The 15,470-nt window shown below is 39.5% G+C and carries 14 protein-coding genes, 15 tRNA genes and 1 pseudogene; 3 read left to right on the top strand and 27 right to left on the bottom strand.

Translation table 11 applies throughout. From position 1 onward, the window contains the following. Positions 1-76: 76 nt before the first annotated feature. The 5 genes from ADJ67_03930 to ADJ67_03910 form a co-directional block, all read right to left on the bottom strand. Positions 77-745, bottom strand: a complete 669-nt coding sequence (locus ADJ67_03930; protein AKT46887.1) for a ribonuclease HII — start codon at positions 743-745, stop codon at positions 77-79. A 1-nt stretch (position 746) separates the two neighbouring features. Then, on the bottom strand, positions 747-1,589 hold the full coding sequence (locus tag ADJ67_03925) for a GTPase (GenBank protein AKT46886.1): 843 nt from the start codon (positions 1,587-1,589) through the stop codon (positions 747-749). Between the two features lie 81 nt (positions 1,590-1,670). Next, positions 1,671-2,009, bottom strand: coding sequence for a 50S ribosomal protein L19 (locus ADJ67_03920; protein ID AKT46885.1), 339 nt, complete (start codon positions 2,007-2,009; stop codon positions 1,671-1,673). A gap of 152 nt (positions 2,010-2,161) precedes the next feature. Then, on the bottom strand, positions 2,162-3,049 hold the full coding sequence (locus ADJ67_03915; protein ID AKT46884.1) for a recombinase: 888 nt from the start codon (positions 3,047-3,049) through the stop codon (positions 2,162-2,164). After that, positions 3,042-3,587: an ADP-ribose pyrophosphatase gene (locus ADJ67_03910; GenBank protein ID AKT46883.1), complete on the bottom strand. Its 546-nt coding sequence runs from the start codon at positions 3,585-3,587 to the stop codon at positions 3,042-3,044. Before ADJ67_03910 ends, ADJ67_03915 begins: the two co-directional genes overlap by 8 nt. Before the next feature lie 430 nt (positions 3,588-4,017). Here ADJ67_03910 and ADJ67_03905 point away from each other — a divergent pair, with 430 nt between their 5' ends. Both ADJ67_03905 and ADJ67_03900 read left to right on the top strand, forming a co-directional pair. After that, positions 4,018-5,016, top strand: coding sequence for a hypothetical protein (locus ADJ67_03905; GenBank protein ID AKT46882.1), 999 nt, complete (start codon positions 4,018-4,020; stop codon positions 5,014-5,016). A gap of 8 nt (positions 5,017-5,024) precedes the next feature. Next, positions 5,025-6,146: an alanine racemase gene (locus ADJ67_03900; protein ID AKT46881.1), complete on the top strand. Its 1,122-nt coding sequence runs from the start codon at positions 5,025-5,027 to the stop codon at positions 6,144-6,146. 53 nt (positions 6,147-6,199) lie between these two features. On the opposite strand, the gene ADJ67_03895 is transcribed toward ADJ67_03900, so the two are convergent. Then, entirely contained in the window at positions 6,200-6,784 is a 585-nt protein-coding gene (locus tag ADJ67_03895; protein ID AKT46880.1) for a thymidine kinase, read from the bottom strand. A gap of 108 nt (positions 6,785-6,892) precedes the next feature. On the opposite strand from ADJ67_03895, the gene ADJ67_03890 reads away from it, so the two are divergent. Further along, positions 6,893-7,120 carry a hypothetical protein gene (locus ADJ67_03890; GenBank protein ID AKT46879.1) on the top strand — a complete coding sequence of 76 codons (228 nt, stop codon included), beginning with the start codon at positions 6,893-6,895 and terminating at the stop codon, positions 7,118-7,120. A gap of 141 nt (positions 7,121-7,261) precedes the next feature. Here ADJ67_03890 and ADJ67_03885 read toward each other — a convergent pair. The 21 genes and pseudogenes from ADJ67_03885 to ADJ67_03785 all read right to left on the bottom strand — a co-directional run bounded on the left by ADJ67_03885 (position 7,262) and on the right by ADJ67_03785 (position 15,465). Continuing rightward, positions 7,262-7,337, bottom strand: a tRNA-Phe gene (locus tag ADJ67_03885). A 17-nt stretch (positions 7,338-7,354) separates the two neighbouring features. Next, a tRNA-Met gene (locus tag ADJ67_03880) sits at positions 7,355-7,431 on the bottom strand. Between the two features lie 13 nt (positions 7,432-7,444). After that, positions 7,445-7,521, bottom strand: a tRNA-Pro gene (locus ADJ67_03875). 15 nt (positions 7,522-7,536) lie between these two features. Continuing rightward, positions 7,537-7,612: transfer RNA gene (locus tag ADJ67_03870), tRNA-Trp, on the bottom strand. A 9-nt stretch (positions 7,613-7,621) separates the two neighbouring features. Further along, positions 7,622-7,714: transfer RNA gene (locus ADJ67_03865), tRNA-Ser, on the bottom strand. 28 nt (positions 7,715-7,742) lie between these two features. Next, positions 7,743-7,831 (bottom strand) — tRNA-Ser (locus ADJ67_03860). A 36-nt stretch (positions 7,832-7,867) separates the two neighbouring features. After that, positions 7,868-7,943, bottom strand: a tRNA-Lys gene (locus tag ADJ67_03855). Positions 7,944-7,951: 8 nt separating this feature from the next. Continuing rightward, positions 7,952-8,026, bottom strand: a tRNA-Gln gene (locus ADJ67_03850). 18 nt (positions 8,027-8,044) lie between these two features. Beyond that, positions 8,045-8,121, bottom strand: a tRNA-Arg gene (locus ADJ67_03845). 18 nt (positions 8,122-8,139) lie between these two features. After that, positions 8,140-8,213 (bottom strand) — tRNA-Gly (locus tag ADJ67_03840). Between the two features lie 6 nt (positions 8,214-8,219). Next, a tRNA-Gly gene (locus tag ADJ67_03835) sits at positions 8,220-8,294 on the bottom strand. A gap of 17 nt (positions 8,295-8,311) precedes the next feature. Further along, positions 8,312-8,396 (bottom strand) — tRNA-Tyr (locus tag ADJ67_03830). Positions 8,397-8,477: 81 nt separating this feature from the next. Further along, positions 8,478-8,552, bottom strand: a tRNA-Thr gene (locus ADJ67_03825). Between the two features lie 51 nt (positions 8,553-8,603). After that, a tRNA-Asp gene (locus tag ADJ67_03820) sits at positions 8,604-8,680 on the bottom strand. A gap of 7 nt (positions 8,681-8,687) precedes the next feature. Next, positions 8,688-8,763 (bottom strand) — tRNA-Val (locus tag ADJ67_03815). Between the two features lie 216 nt (positions 8,764-8,979). Further along, the gene (locus ADJ67_03810; protein ID AKT46878.1) at positions 8,980-9,618 is read right to left on the bottom strand and encodes a hypothetical protein; all 639 of its coding nucleotides are present in this window, start codon (positions 9,616-9,618) and stop codon (positions 8,980-8,982) included. Positions 9,619-9,686: 68 nt separating this feature from the next. Further along, positions 9,687-10,463: a hypothetical protein gene (locus ADJ67_03805; GenBank protein ID AKT46877.1), complete on the bottom strand. Its 777-nt coding sequence runs from the start codon at positions 10,461-10,463 to the stop codon at positions 9,687-9,689. A gap of 51 nt (positions 10,464-10,514) precedes the next feature. Continuing rightward, positions 10,515-11,906 carry an ATP-dependent protease gene (locus ADJ67_03800; GenBank protein ID AKT47663.1) on the bottom strand — a complete coding sequence of 464 codons (1,392 nt, stop codon included), beginning with the start codon at positions 11,904-11,906 and terminating at the stop codon, positions 10,515-10,517. Positions 11,907-11,936: 30 nt separating this feature from the next. Next, on the bottom strand, positions 11,937-12,482 hold the full coding sequence (locus ADJ67_03795) for a peptidase (GenBank protein ID AKT46876.1): 546 nt from the start codon (positions 12,480-12,482) through the stop codon (positions 11,937-11,939). 15 nt (positions 12,483-12,497) lie between these two features. After that, a complete protein-coding gene (locus ADJ67_03790; GenBank protein ID AKT46875.1) occupies positions 12,498-14,594 on the bottom strand; it encodes a DNA topoisomerase I in 2,097 nt (698 codons plus the stop codon). 85 nt (positions 14,595-14,679) lie between these two features. Continuing rightward, positions 14,680-15,465, bottom strand: a pseudogene (locus ADJ67_03785) (hypothetical protein). Positions 15,466-15,470: the final 5 nt, after the last annotated feature.

Below are 15,470 nucleotides of genomic sequence, written 5' to 3'. Positions count from 1 at the left end.
CTTCGAAAAATTTCTCAAAAAAACACACAAAACCGGATGCATAATTAAATGCACCCGGTCCGTATAAATCTTATATTTAGTGTGTATCGAGATTTTTTAGAAAGCTTTTTCTATGGATTTCTGTAATTCCAGCCTTCTTGATTCCCTCATAATGAGCCTTTGTTCCATATCCCTTATTGGATGCAAATCCGTATTCAGGATAAACTTTGTCATATTCCTTCATCAAATTATCTCTCGTTACCTTTGCAAGAATAGATGCTGCTGCAACAGAGAAATATGTCTGATCACCTTTGATTACCGACATTTGTTCCTTCTTTAAATCATTGATCTTTACAGCGTCAAAGATTACAATTTGAATCCTATCTCTTCCCTTAGATTCCAGCATTTTATCAGCTTCATCTATCGCCCTTTTCATGGCAAGTTTAGTTGCTTCTAAAATATTAATTTCATCGATGACTTCACACGAAGCTTCTCCAATACCATATGCTAGAGCCTTATCTTTAATTTCATCAAAGAACTGCTCCCTCTTCTTTTCGCTTAGTTTCTTGGAGTCATCTATACCAACTATGTCTACATCTCTATCAAAAATGCAAGCGGCTGCAACTACCGGACCAGCAAGAGGGCCTCGGCCAACCTCATCGACACCAGCAATTAGACTATATCCCTTGTCCATGAGCTCTATTTCCGGCCTTCTAAGCTCCTCAGTCCTTTTGATAGCAAGCTCAAGTCTTTCAGCTTTAGTCATATTACTTGGCCCTTTCTAAAGTGATTCTACCAATCTGAGCAGACCTAAATTCATCTAGGACAGTCTTTGCACATCTGCTATAGTCTATTCTACCTTTTGATAGAATAAATCCTCTATTTAGCGCAATATTATCCATGTTCACAAGCCCCTCGTCAGAAATTTCCTCAAGCTTATATCTATTTGCTAAGAGCTTAGGATACTCCTCCTGAAGAAGCTCAATTAGCCTAAGCGCAAGTGTCTCTAAATCAAGAATTTCATCCTTGATAGAGCCACAGAAAGCAAGTTTAATTCCTACATTTTCATCTTCAAACTTAGGCCACAGGATGCCTGGAGTATCGAGAAGCTGCATTCCGTTTGAAAGGGTCAGCCACTGCTTTCCCTTAGTCACACCTGGCTTATCCCCAGTCTTTGCACTCTTCTTTCCCGTCAGACGATTAATCAAAGATGACTTGCCAACATTGGGAACACCGACAATCATTAGTCTTAGGTTCTTCTTACGAACCCTATCTTTATTGATATCGTCCTCAATTTTAGACATCAAATTTATAAGTTCCTTAATTCCAACGCCGTGCATAGAATCAAGAGTCATAACCTTGCTTCCATCCTTGCTAAGTTTTTCTATCCAGCGCTTATTTTCCTGACCGTCTGATAGATCGCTCTTGTTTAGGATAATTATTCTCTGCTTACCTGCTGTAAGCTCATCGATTACTGGATTTCTGCTCGAAATAGGAATTCTAGCGTCTATAACTTCTATTACTATATCAACAAGCTTGAGATTGCTAGCAATAAGCTCTCTCGTCTTTTTCATATGACCTGGATACCAGTTTATGTTTTGCAATGACATCTTGAACCTCTTTCAATTTCAACGCAACTACGCAACTATTAGTAAAAAGGACACCCATGCGGATGTCCTTTGTGACCGTTATTATTTAGTCTTAATCTTAGCAGCCTTACCGGTTCTGCCACGCATGTAGTGAAGTCTAGCTCTTCTAACCTTACCTTCTCTAACAACTTCGATTTTCTCGACCCATGGAGAATGAAGTGGAAATGTCTTCTCAACACCTACACCAGAAGCAATCTTTCTAACTGTAAATGTAGCACCGATTCCACCGTTCTGCTTCTTAAGAACAAAACCTTCAAAAATCTGAATTCTTTCTCTTGCGCCTTCCTTAATTTTAACGTGGACCTTTACCTGGTCACCTACGTTAAATGCAGGGACATCCTTCTTGAGATAATCCTGAGCAACTGAATCTAAAATATTCATTGATTGGGTTCCTCCTTTCCCTCCAAGGTGTTCTTGCCACTACTGTATGCAGAGGACCACCCGTACTAACTTAAATATATTATCATCTCAAAGAGACAAATGCAAGCAAAATTGTGCATTTTTGATAATTTATCGCCAATTATATACCAAATCTAGGCTCTTGGATGAGTTCTATCGTAAACATCCTTGATTCTACTCTTTGAAAGCTGCATGAAAACCTGAAGTGCCTGCATGTCATCATAACCTAAAAGTTCCTGCAAAGTCTTTAGATCTGCACCGTTTTGTATCATATGAACAGTAAATGAATTTCTGAGTATATGAGGAGTAATTCTCTCCTCCATTCCAACAGCCTTGCCATACTGCTTCATAAGCTTCCAAAGGCCCTGCCTAGTGAATCTCTCACCCATGTAATTTAGGAACAAAGGTGCACTTCCATCCTGATAGTTCTTGTTCTTTGCTAGGCTTGGCATACTGCTATCAAAGTATTTCTTAATAGCATCCTTCGCATAACTTCCTAAAGGTACAATTCTTCCCTTGCCATTACCCTGACAGGTTATGAATCCCATGCGAAGATTTACATCATCAAGGTTTAGCTCAATCAGCTCATTAACTCTTATTCCAGTTCCATATAGAACCTCAAAAATGGCTCTATCTCTATAGCCCTTAACGCTTTCACCAGGCTGCTTTAGAAGTTCCTCTACCTCTGCTATGCTTAGAAAATCAACTTCCTTACGCTCGGCTCTAGGAGTTTTAATATCATCTGCAGGGTTTGTCTTTAGCTCATTTTCCTTAATCTTAAATGTATAAAAAGCTCTGATTGAAGCAAGTTTTCTATTTGTTGTAGATGTAGACTTCCCTGCCTTGCTAAGTTCCATAATGTATGAAAGTACATCTGTCTGAGTAGCCTCTAGAAGTTCTTTTCCCTTCTTGTCTAAGTACTTTTCGAAAGCTAGGATGTCTCTGCTATATGCGAGTATTGTATTTTCTGATGTATTTTTGCTATCTCTTAGATAATCTGAAAAACTACGAATATTATCCATCGCTTCTCCTTCTCAGTACTTCTGCTGTCATCATAATAGCCACTATGCTCTTTGCATCTTCAATCTTTCCCGCCATAATCATGTCAACGAGCTCCTCAAGCGGAATCTCAAGGATGTCTATGGCTTCGTTATCATCAAAATCAGTCTCCCCAGCTGCAAGATCTTCAGCAAGGTATATATCCAAGACCTCCTCCGAATAGCCTATTGCTGGGAATATTGAAGTCAGGTATGTCATGGACTTCGCAGAGTATCCAGTCTCCTCTTTTAGCTCTCGCCTTGCTACATCAAGTCCTGCTTCTTTACCGTCTCTTTTACCTGCTGGTACCTCTAGCATGACGCGATCAGATGGCTTTCTGAACTGCTTAACCATAACTAGTTTTCTATCGTCTGTCAAAGCAGCTATCGCTGCCCCTCCATTATGCTCAATTATCTCACGATGTGAAGTTCCATTGACTGTTGTAACCTCATCACATCTCAAATTAAGTATTCTACCTTCGTAAATACGCTCTGAATTAAGCGTTTTTTCTTCAAATGTCATAACAAAACCTCCTCGCGGATTTTAATATATTATATCATATTTTATCTAAGCATTATTAAATTAATTACATATGTTTTTTATATGTATTATTTATACATTTTATATGAATATATAAAAACTCCGTCAATTTCCTCACAAAAATGTTACTAAATTTCAGACATTTTTTGATGAATTAAACAAATTTCTAATTTTTTAAGCATTTTTTTGCTATTTATTACCAAAAGTTAAAAAAATAACAGTATATTTATGCAATTAGTACTTGCAATTCTAAGGATTAGTAACTATAATATAAATGAGGGTTATCCCCTGATAACCTCTTAATCTCTAATCCCAATACCCCTTTTAACAAAAGAAACCTTTTCAGGTTTCTTTTGTTTTTGTGTTATAATACTTTCGTATATGGATACATATATATTAACGTGAGGTTAGTATGATAAATATAAAAGAAAAATTAGATATAAGTTGCGATTTTCCTGCGTTCTTTAACATGTTCTTCGCTGGTAAAAGCTTTGCAGTTTTAGATATTGAGACAACTGGCCTATCGCCAAACTTCAGTGCTGTCATTTTGATAGGTCTTGTTATCTTTGATGGAAATGAAGCTCGTCTTGAGCAGTTCTTTGCAGAAACACCTGCTGAAGAAAAGGAAATCATCGCTTTAGCAAACAAATCCCTTGAGTATGTCGACTATGTCGTAACATATAATGGAAAACTCTTTGATATTCCATTTTTGAATAAACGCTCTGAGAAATACGGTATCAAGTTCAGAGCTCTTTGCAACCTCGACCTTTTCATGATTATGAAGCACTACTCTGACCTTCCTAAACTACTTGGAAGCATGAGTCAAAAGTCGCTTGAAGTTTTTGCTGGTCTATCTACAGATAGGAGCGATAAAATCAGTGGTAAGGAGAGCGTAGAACTCTATTCTCAATATCAAACGACGGGTTCCAAGGATATGCTTTCTCAGATTTTGCTTCATAATAGCGATGATATAAAGCAGCTATTTCAACTTGTTAGTGTCATTAAACACGCAGATTTTTCGAGAGCTATATGTCATCAGGGCATGCCTCATGAAGGCGGTTTTATTGAAAAAATTGACTTTAAGCATAGCACACTTTTTATAAAAGGGCATATGGAAGATGCTATTGACTACATCTCCTTCCCTTCCTTTGAGGCACCATACAGCGTGAATATAAGCAAGATAGATTCTAAATATGTTATAGAGATTCCCGCAGAAACTATAACTGGATCAGCTTTCATAGATATAAAGAATATGGTAAGCATGGATGAACTCGGAGATAATAGGCTTCCAGGCTTTGACAACAAATACCTGATAATCAAAGAAAATAACCGCTTCAATTACACCGAGATTGCTATCTTTGCTCAGACATTTACATCAAAGATAATCTCAGAAATACAGAACAAGCTTTAGGAGGAAAAATGCAGACTGACCAGATTTATAGAGACACTAGAATTATTGTAGACTTAGATCAAATAGCTGCCAACATGCGTGCAATTAAGGAAATGGTTGGCGATGAGGTTTCAGTAATGGCTGTAGTTAAGGCTAATGCATATGGACTAGGCTCACTTGCAATTGCGCCTACTCTCATGGAAAATGGTGCTAGCCATCTTGCTGTTGCAACTTTGACAGAAGCAATAGACCTTAGAGAAAAATACCAAGACTATCCCTTATTTATCTTAGGACATACTCCTGACAGATATCTGCATAAGGTAGCAGAACTAAACATCACTCAAACTGTCTTTTCGCTCCATCAGGCGAGACTTTTATCAGATATCTCAAAAGAGCTTAGTACAAGGACTAAAATCCATGTAAAGCTCGATACGGGCTTCCACAGGCTAGGTTCAGAGCCTACAGAGGACTTTGCACGCGATGTAGAAGAAATGTTTGGTCTTGAAGGAATCGAGGTTGAAGGTATCTTTTCACATCTTGCACTCGCTAGTGAAAAAGATGATGCAAAACAGTATGAACTTTTGACTGGCTTCATAAACCGCATTGAGGAAAAAGGCTTTAAGTTCAAATATAAGCACATAGCCGATAGCATAGCCTGCGTTGATAGTCCAGAGCTTAGAATGAATATGATTAGACCAGGTGCTTTAATCTACGGAATGAGGGGCTTTCACAAAGGAAGCATAGACGTAGAAAGCGCTATAACATTTGAGACTGCAATTTCACAGATTCACAAAATAAACAAGGGCGATGGTGTTGGTTACGATTTCCTTTGGAGGGCCGAAAGAGATAGCATTGTCGCTACTCTACCTTTCGGATATGCAGATGGCTACCCACGTCAGATGCGTGACAAGGGTTATGTTATCATCAAAGGTCAAAAAGCAAACATTGTCGGAGTCCTATGCATGGACCAGGTTGTTGCAGACGTAACAGATATCAAAGATGTAGCTGAGGGCGATAAGGCAATCATCTATGGTAACGGTAAAGATGGATCTATGACAATCCAGGAAGCTAGTGAACTTGTAGGAACAAATAAGAACGACATTATTTGCAGGCTCTCTGCAAGACCACCGAGAGTATATATCAGTAAATAATGGGGCTATATGACAAACGCTGTAAGCAATTGCCTACAGCGTCTTTATTTATATTAATTTTTGTCACTAAGCCGTCCATCGTTATAGTGCTTCCTGCAAAGCGAAACATACATCTCATTTCCACCAACCATAACCTGTCTGCCATGCTTAACTATTTTGCCATCTACGACTCTGGCAACCATTGTCGCCTTGCGTCCACACCAACAAATAGTCTTAATTTCCTCTATCTTGTCTGCGTATATTAGTAAATAATATGATCCTTCAAACATCTCGTTTCTGAAATCATTCTTTAGTCCATATGCAAGTACTGGTACATCAAAGCTATCCACTATCTCAACGAGCTCTAGTACATGATGTTTCTTCAAAAACTGACACTCATCAATAAGAACACAGTCTATCTTATGTTTCTCATTTTCTGATATGAAAAGTTCCAAGATATTTGTATCATCATTAACAATTGTCGCTTCTCTCTGTACACCAATCCTCGAAGTGATAACGCCCTGTCCATATCTATCATCTACTGATGGAACAAGAGTCATTACATTCTTTCCGCGCTCATCGTAGTTATATGCAACTTTGATAAGTTCAATCGATTTGCCTGCATTCATGGTGCTATATCTATAATATAATTGTGCCATAATTCACCTTTCTATATATAAGTTACTAATGAAATTATATCATATTGATCTATCAAAATGTGATATTTTGCACATGGTTTGAAAAGATAATTGGATTGGAGATGAAACGTGTTTGGTGCTGCAGTAGCCTATGATGAAGTCAAATATAAATACACTGATTTGCAGTCACTTGTTGCCAGTTGCTTTGCAACTGGACAAGTGTTGCATAAAGCCTACGACGAAATCAAAGATTTCTGTAGGCTATTAAGTCACTCGTTGCCAATAGCTTCGCTCTTGGGCGAGTGTTGCATAAAGCCTACGACGAAATCAGAGACATTTATATTTAGTTCACAGTAGTTTGCAGCCAACAGCGTGGCTGTTGGGCAAACCTTGTGTAAAGCCTACGACGAAATTATATACAAATACATAATATATAATTTCTGTAGGCTATTAAAAAACAGCTCTCCGAGCGCGAAGCATCGAAAAACTGCTTATTAATGGTGCTCAGACTCGGAATCGAACCAAGGACACGGGGATTTTCAGTCCCCTGCTCTACCAACTGAGCTATCTGAGCACATCATAATTTAATTTTGGTGGGCCATCGGGGACTTGAACCCAGGACCTGCCGGTTATGAGCCGGACGCTCTGACCAACTGAGCTAATGGCCCACGCCTTAAAAAATGGTCGGGGTGGCAGGATTTGAACCCGCGGCCCACTGGTCCCAAACCAGTTGCGCTACCAAACTGCGCTACACCCCGATATATGTATTAAATTGGCAGGGGCAGTAGGATTCGAACCCACGGCACGCGGTTTTGGAGACCGCTGCTCTACCAACTGAGCTATACCCCTATATTAATGTGGCGGAGAAGATGGGATTCGAACCCATGCGGCCCTAATACGAACCCTAACGGTTTAGCAAACCGTCCTCTTCAGCCTCTTGAGTACTTCTCCAGGCTTGATCTACTACCTATAAATTATGTGGCGGAGAGGGTGGGATTCGAACCCACGGTCCCTTTCGGAATCACTGGTTTTCAAGACCAGCTCCTTAAACCACTCGGACACCTCTCCATAAATGTGGATTCTTTTAGTTATTAAATAATCAAATGGTGACCCATCGGAGATTCGAACTCCGGACACCTTGATTAAAAGTCAAGTGCTCTGCCGACTGAGCTAATGGGTCATCTCTACTGGCTGGGGTAGCAGGACTCGAACCTACGAATGACGGAGTCAAAGTCCGTTGCCTTACCACTTGGCGATACCCCATCGTTCACCAAATAACAATGGTGAGTCCATAGGGATTCGAACCCCAGACACACGGCTTAGAAGGCCGTTGCTCTATCCAACTGAGCTATGGACCCACGCTTATCTGAAAAAAATGGAGCGGATGATGAGAATCGAACTCACGCCATCAGCTTGGAAGGCTGAGGTTCTACCATTGAACTACATCCGCATAAATTGGAGCGGAAGACGAGATTCGAACTCGCGACCCTCGCCTTGGCAAGGCGATGCTCTACCCCTGAGCCACTTCCGCATATATATTTGTAAAATTGGTCGAGGGAGATGGATTCGAACCATCGAAAGCTCAGCTAACGGATTTACAGTCCGCCCCCTTTGGCCACTCGGGAATCCCTCGACGACCTCATTCAAATTAAGCATATCCCAGCGCCAATATTCACCTGGATACCATATTATTGACTTGTATAGTTTCTTAAAATGGAGCTGGCGGAGGGAATCGAACCCCCAACCTGCTGATTACAAATCAGCTGCTCTACCGTTGAGCCACGCCAGCATATTATATATATTTATTGTTATTATGTCTTAATTATGTCCTAAAAATCGATGGCGACCTGGAACGGGCTCGAACCGTCGACCTCCAGCGTGACAGGCTGGCATTCTAACCAACTGAACTACCAGGCCGCAATAATGGTGGGCGTTATAGGGCTCGAACCTATGACCCCCTGCTTGTAAGGCAGGTGCTCTCCCAGCTGAGCTAAACGCCCTCAATTGCTTCCATCGTTGTCCGACGCACTTACATATTATAGAGTGTCGTCTTGACATTGTCAAGAACTTTTTCTCTTGAGTGCTAATTCGGATATTTCCTTGGATAACTCAGCTATATGAATTTACCATATTTTATTATGCTTGTCAATAATAAAAACGACATTAATCGAATTTTATCCATAATATATGCAATTTAATGTTCTAAGCCTATTATTTTACTCCTCAATCGGAATTGCTTTGATTTTGTCCTCACATATTTTGATTGAAGCTTGTCCCCTGCTCAGGTTGTCTATCGCATCTTTTAGCTCTTCGAGCCTTTCTGGATCAAAGTCTATTTCTACTAACACTGCATCTTGAAATTCAGTTGATACAATCTCCGTATAAAATGGAAGACTTAGTTTTATTAGCTTGCTATATGATGAATAGTCAATCCTAGCTTTGATGCTAGCAATCTTATACACCTCACAAAGTCCAGAAGCCTTGATTGCCTCAAGTGTACTATCAGTGTATGCTCTTACAAGTCCGCCAGTACCAAGTTTTTTTCCACCAAAATAGCGAGTAACAACGACAACTGTATTAGTTATACCTTGCTCCTCTAAAACCTTTAGAATCGGCATTCCAGCCGTTCCCTGAGGTTCTCCATCATCAGTTGCCCATTTGAGTTCCATCTTTGGTCCTATGACAAAGGAGGATACGTTATGCGTCGCATCCTTATATTCAGCTTTTATCATTTGAATAAAGGCTTCCGCCTCTTCCCTATTGTTTGCATGGGAAATGTGCGAAATAAACTTTGATTTTTCTATATTTAGCTCAGCCTTTGCTGCGTCTTTGATGGTTTTATACTCTGCTTCCATTTACAATAAGTTCCTTATAGTAGAAAGACCGCAGATTAAAACCTGCGGTCCTTGAAATATCTAGTAAATTAAATTTCTACCTTCTCAATTTCTTCTCTCAAGAACTCGTTTGTGATCTTGATTCTTGTTCCCTTCATTCCGAGAGATCTTGACTCAATAACACCAGCACTCTCTAGCTTACGAAGAGCGTTTACAATTACTGAACGTGTGATTCCTGACATGTCAGCAATCTTGCTTGCAACAAGAAGTCCTTCGTTTCCATTGAGTTCCTCAAAGATCTTAATAACAGCCTCAAGCTCGGAGTATGACAATGTCTCAAGTGCTACGCTTACTGCAGCCTTTAGTCTATTGTCTTCCTCTTCCTCAAGTGCAATTCCTCTTGTTACCTCAATACCAACTACTGTTGCACCATATTCGCAGATAGCTAGATCCTCGTCTGTAAATGCCTCACTTGCTCTTACATATAAAAGTGTAGCAACTCTCTTACCACCAAAGATAACTGGTACGATTGTGTGATACTTAGATGATAGTGAGTATTCTTCTCCATAGATGTTCTTGATAGCATCGTTTGTTAGGTTCTCACAAGCCTCTTTGCGCTCAAGGAACTTGTCGTTGAACTCCTTAGGTAGCTCGAAGTGTCCTCCCTCTACCTTTACTAGTGGTGCTTCTTCACCGTCGTCAAATTTTGCTGCTAGCACCTTACCTCTCTTGTTCAGGATATATACATTTGCATTTAGCATGTCGTACAGTATATTGCATAGTTCATCAAAAGATACAAATCCTGATGTACTCTCTGATAGTACATTGTTAAGTCTTCTGACTTTTGATAATAAATTACCCTTCATTTTTGAATCCACCTTTTCCTTTTCATTCAAAATTCTATTACATTATAATATTTATAATATATATTTATCAATATCATCTTTATGAACTGTATCATTAAACTTACTTATGACATAATTCTTATCTATCACAATTGGCTCACCGTTAGTTTCTGGAATATCGAATGAAATGTCCTCTAAAAGCTTCTCCATTACTGTATATAGTCGTCTGGCACCAATATTTTCTGCCTGTTCATTCATAAGATACGACATTTCGGCGATTTCGTCAATAGCATCTTCTGAAAATTCCAATTTTATTTTCTCGGTTGCCATTAATTCTTGATTTTGTTTAATGATAGCATTTTCCGGTACAGTTAGAATTTTTCTGAAGATTTCTGTGGTCAAGTTCTCTAACTCCACTCTGATTGGGAAACGTCCCTGTAGTTCTGGAATTAGATCAGTTGGCTTTGATACATGGAAGGCACCTGCCCCTATGAACAAAATGTGATCCGTCTTAACCGGTCCGTACTTTGTATTTACTACGCTTCCTTCTACAATTGGAAGTATATCTCTCTGAACACCTTCTCTTGAAACAGATGCTCCACTTGTAAACTCAGCTCCAGAAGCTATCTTATCAATTTCATCGATAAATATTATTCCGTTTTGCTCAGCATTTTCTATAGCGTCATCTGTTACCTGTTCCATATCAAGCAGGTTCTGAGCTTCCTGCTCTCTGAGAATCTTGCGTGCTTCACTGACACGTACATGTTTTGTTCTCGTCTTATTAGGCATCATATCCCCAAAGATATTTCCGATTGCAATGCTCATGCCTTCGTTACTCATGTCAAGCTGATTTCCCTTTGGAGCATCAATTACTTCTATGTCGACATACTGATCTTCGAGAAGTCCCTGTCTTAGCTGATGTCTAACCTGCTCTCTAGCCATTGCTACATCTGTAGTAGCTTCCTGCTCAGGCTCATCTTCCTTCTTCTGTCCGTATGCTGTATTCATTAGCATCTCAAAAGGATTCTGAGGTTGCTTTGTTGCTTCTTTCTTTTTCTTGCCAGGAACCATAGCCTCAACTATCTTATCTTCGGCAATTTTATCTGCAATGTCGTACTTTTCCTTAAGTCTTGACTGCTTAGTAATTCTGATGGAGCTCTCTACGAGATCTCTCACCATGGAATCGACATCTCTTCCTACATATCCGACTTCGGTGAACTTTGTTGCCTCTACCTTTACAAAAGGTGCATCCATGAGCTTAGCAAGTCTTCTTGCTATCTCTGTCTTACCACAGCCTGTAGGTCCTATCATCAAAATGTTCTTAGGTGTAATTTCTTCTCTCATTTCTTCGGAAAGAAGATTTCTTCTATATCTATTTCTCAGCGCAATCGCTACAGAGCGCTTTGCTCTATCCTGACCGATTATATACTTATCGAGTTCTGCAACGATTTCCTTCGGAGTCATTTGTTGAAATTTGTTTGCCATAATAACCTCCTAAAGTCTCTCAACACTAATATTGTCATTAGTGTATACACAAATCGAAGAAGCAATCTTCAGCGATTCCTCAACAACCTCTGCTGCGCTCATATCTGTATGATTGAACAAAGCATTTGCTGCTGAATACGCAAAGTTGCCACCAGATCCGATAGCTACAAAATCTTGATCAGGTGCAATAACTTCACCCGTGCCGGAAATTACCAACATGTCATCCTTATCAACGACAATCATAAGAGCCTCAAGATTACGCATACCTCTGTCAGAACGCCACATCTGAGCGAGGTCTACAGCTGCTCTTTTTAGGTTTCCACTGTGCTCCTCAAGCTTCTTCTCAAACTTCTCAGTTAATGAAAAAGCATCGGCAACAGAACCTGCAAATCCTGTTAAAACCTGGTTGTTATATATTTTCTTTACCTTCTTAGCACCGTTCTTCATTATCGCTGTTTGGCCCATAGTAACCTGTCCATCTCCACCGATGGCTATGTCATCTGGACCTCTTCTTACTGCGCAAATTGTTGTTGCGTGGAATTCGACCATGTCAATAACCTCCTAATGTTACTATTCTGTATACCCACACTTTTCGTTCGAACAAACAAAATTTTTATTCTTTGTCTTTTTTTCTAATAATATGCTATTGCATTCAGGACATCTTTTATCTGTTGGTTTGTTCCAAAATACAGTTTTGCAATCAGGGTATCCGCTGCATCCGTAGAAAAGTCTACCTCTCTTACTTTTGCGCGCTACTATATCTTTACCACAATTTGGACACTTTACACCAATTGTCTTAATAATTGGCTTGGTGTTCTTACATTCTGGATATCCGCTACATGCGATAAAGTCTCCGAATCTTCCCGCCTTTATAACCATAGGTTTTCCGCAAAGCTCGCATAGTTCACCTGTTGGGACATCTTCTACTACTATCTTTTCAATTGCACTATCTGCAATATCAAGTTCCTTTTTGAATGGACCATAGAATTCAGAAATAAGATCCTTCCACTTCTGACTGCCAACTTCAACATCATCTAGACGATTTTCCATATTAGCAGTGAAGCCTGCATCGACGATATCCTTGAAATATTCCTCCATCAAATCGTTTACGAGGAATCCTAGTTCAGTTGGTTTAAGAGCCTTCTTTTCTCTTCCTACATACTTACGCTCCGTCAAAGTGCTTACTATAGGTGCATATGTACTTGGACGTCCGATATCTTTATCTTCTAGTTCTTTTACAAGGCTGGCTTCAGTATATCTTGCAGGTGGCTGGGTAAACGACTGTTCTCCCTTTAGGCTTTCTGCATTAAGCTTTTCGTCCTTCTCTAAGCTTGGGAGGAGCTTTGCTCCCTCATCATCTGCAGTATTATATAGTCTTCTGAAACCATCAAAGAGTAGTTCAGATCCATTAGCCTTGAATCCGTAGATTCCGTTTGCAATGTTTACCTGCATGCTGTTTGACTTTGACTGTGACATCTGGCTTGCCATGAATCTATTCCAGATTAGCTTGTATAGCTTAAACTGATCTGCTGTAAGTGAATCTTTGATAAGTTCTGGTTCAAGCTCTATGATTGCTGGTCTAATTGCTTCGTGTGCATCCTGTATGTCTTTCTTCTTATTTGAGAAAACATTGTTTGCGCTGTATTCAGCACCAAACTTTGATACTATTAGATCCTTTGCTGCCTGTTTTGCTGCATCAGAAACACGCACAGAGTCTGTTCTAAGGTAAGTGATAAGACCAGTAGTTCCTCTACCTTTTACATCTACACCCTCATATAGCTGCTGTGCTATCATCATAGTTTTCTTTGCATTGAAATTCAATTTGTTTCCTGCATCCTGCTGTAAGCTACTTGTTGTAAAAGGAGGATAAGGTTTTTGCATTCTTATCTTTTCCTTTACATCAGATACAATAAACTCACCCGAATTAAGTTCCTTTATTATATTGTCATTTTGTGCTTTGTTTTCTACAACGATTTTCTTACCGTTTGCCTCTGCAAGCTTTGCCTGAAACTTCTTGCTCTTCTTGAACTCAGCTGTAATGTTCCAGAATTCCTTTGGCTCAAATTTCTCTATCTCGCGTTCTCTATCACAGATTATCTTAAGGGCTGCAGACTGAACTCTTCCGGCGGAAAGTCCCTTTCTTACCTTCCTCCAAAGAAGCGGGCTAATCTGATATCCCACAAGTCTATCTAGAACACGTCTTGCCTGCTGCGCATCAACAAGACCCATGTTTATCTTACGTGGGTGTTTAATTGCTTCCTTTATAGTGTCTTTTGTGATCTCATTGAATTCTATCCTGCAAGCTTCCTCTGGATCTAAACCCAAAAGGAATGCTAAATGCCAAGATATAGCTTCTCCCTCTCTATCAGGGTCAGTTGCAAGATAAACCTTGCTCGCCTTAGAAGCCTCTTTCTTAAGACTCTTGATGAGGTCACCCTTTCCTCTTATAGAAATGTACTGAGGCTCAAAGTTATCATCTATATCTATTCCAAGCTTGCTCTTTGGCAAATCTCTTACATGGCCAACCGAGGCAATTACGTTATACCTGCTGCCTAAATATTTTCCTATTGTCTTCGCCTTGGACGGGGATTCCACGATTACTAGAGTCTTGTTGCTCTTTGAACTCGGTGATTTCGCTTTGCTCTTTCCTGATTTGACAGCTGCCATTTAACTCTCCTAAAACTATCCCTATCTTTTCTAAATATATTACAATTATCGCAATAAACTATGTTTACAAATTCCTATTGTATAGTTATTTCCATAAATTTGCAATGCTTACTTTTCCCATTTCACAAAAAATAAGCCCTTTCATCTCAAGAATCGTAATTATAGCATTGATTTCTGCTAGATCTATGTCAATTATGTGACGGATTTGTTCAATTGAGAGTTCTGAACTGCTTTTGACTACCTCAAGTACCCTTGATTCTGTTTTACTTAGAAAAATTTGATTTATTTTCTTGTTTGATTTGCTTAATCCAAGGTCTTCAAATAATTCATCAAAATTTATAAGTGGAACTGCACCATCTCTGATAAGCTTATTTGTACCAAGACTTCCTGGGCTTGTTATATTACCAGGTATTGAGTAGACCTCCTTACCTTGCTCCTGCGCACACTCAGCTGTTATAAGTGAACCACTGCGCGATCCTGCTTCAACAATGACAATTGCATCAGATATTGCACTTATTATTCTATTTCTTACGGGAAATGTATATCTTTGTGCTCTTGTTCCATCCTCATATTCACTAAGAAGAAGTCCTGTTTCTTCTATTCTTTTTTGCAGTGCTTGATTTCTCTTTGGATAGAAGACATCAACTCCATTAGCAAGTACAGCAATTGTCTCTCCTCCATTTTCTAGACATGCACTATGAGCTTCAGAATCTATCCCTAAAGCAAGGCCACTAACTACTACGGCACCATACTCTACCGCACATTTTGCTAAAGCTCTTGCACAGCTCTTTCCATATGCTGAAGCCTTTCTACTTCCAACAATAGCAATGGAAGGTTTATCTAAAAGTGATAAATTCCCTCTATAATAAATCGGCT

Source organism: Eubacterium sulci ATCC 35585 (assembly GCA_001189495.1).
Classification (GTDB): Bacteria; Bacillota; Clostridia; order Peptostreptococcales; family Anaerovoracaceae; genus Eubacterium_B; species Eubacterium_B sulci.
The sequence above is the reverse complement of the archived record's forward strand: the minus strand, read 5'-3'. Positions and strand labels throughout refer to the sequence as shown.

Coding starts and splice junctions, on each gene's coding strand:
- ADJ67_03930 (AKT46887.1), bottom strand. CDS start 745: ATGACTAAAGCTGAAAGACTTGAGCTTGCTATCAAAAGGACTGAGGAG.
- ADJ67_03925 (AKT46886.1), bottom strand. CDS start 1,589: ATGTCATTGCAAAACATAAACTGGTATCCAGGTCATATGAAAAAGACG.
- ADJ67_03920 (AKT46885.1), bottom strand. CDS start 2,009: ATGAATATTTTAGATTCAGTTGCTCAGGATTATCTCAAGAAGGATGTC.
- ADJ67_03915 (AKT46884.1), bottom strand. CDS start 3,049: ATGGATAATATTCGTAGTTTTTCAGATTATCTAAGAGATAGCAAAAAT.
- ADJ67_03910 (AKT46883.1), bottom strand. CDS start 3,587: ATGACATTTGAAGAAAAAACGCTTAATTCAGAGCGTATTTACGAAGGT.
- ADJ67_03905 (AKT46882.1), top strand. CDS start 4,018: ATGATAAATATAAAAGAAAAATTAGATATAAGTTGCGATTTTCCTGCG.
- ADJ67_03900 (AKT46881.1), top strand. CDS start 5,025: ATGCAGACTGACCAGATTTATAGAGACACTAGAATTATTGTAGACTTA.
- ADJ67_03895 (AKT46880.1), bottom strand. CDS start 6,784: ATGGCACAATTATATTATAGATATAGCACCATGAATGCAGGCAAATCG.
- ADJ67_03810 (AKT46878.1), bottom strand. CDS start 9,618: ATGGAAGCAGAGTATAAAACCATCAAAGACGCAGCAAAGGCTGAGCTA.
- ADJ67_03805 (AKT46877.1), bottom strand. CDS start 10,463: ATGAAGGGTAATTTATTATCAAAAGTCAGAAGACTTAACAATGTACTA.
- ADJ67_03800 (AKT47663.1), bottom strand. CDS start 11,906: ATGACTCCGAAGGAAATCGTTGCAGAACTCGATAAGTATATAATCGGT.
- ADJ67_03790 (AKT46875.1), bottom strand. CDS start 14,594: ATGGCAGCTGTCAAATCAGGAAAGAGCAAAGCGAAATCACCGAGTTCA.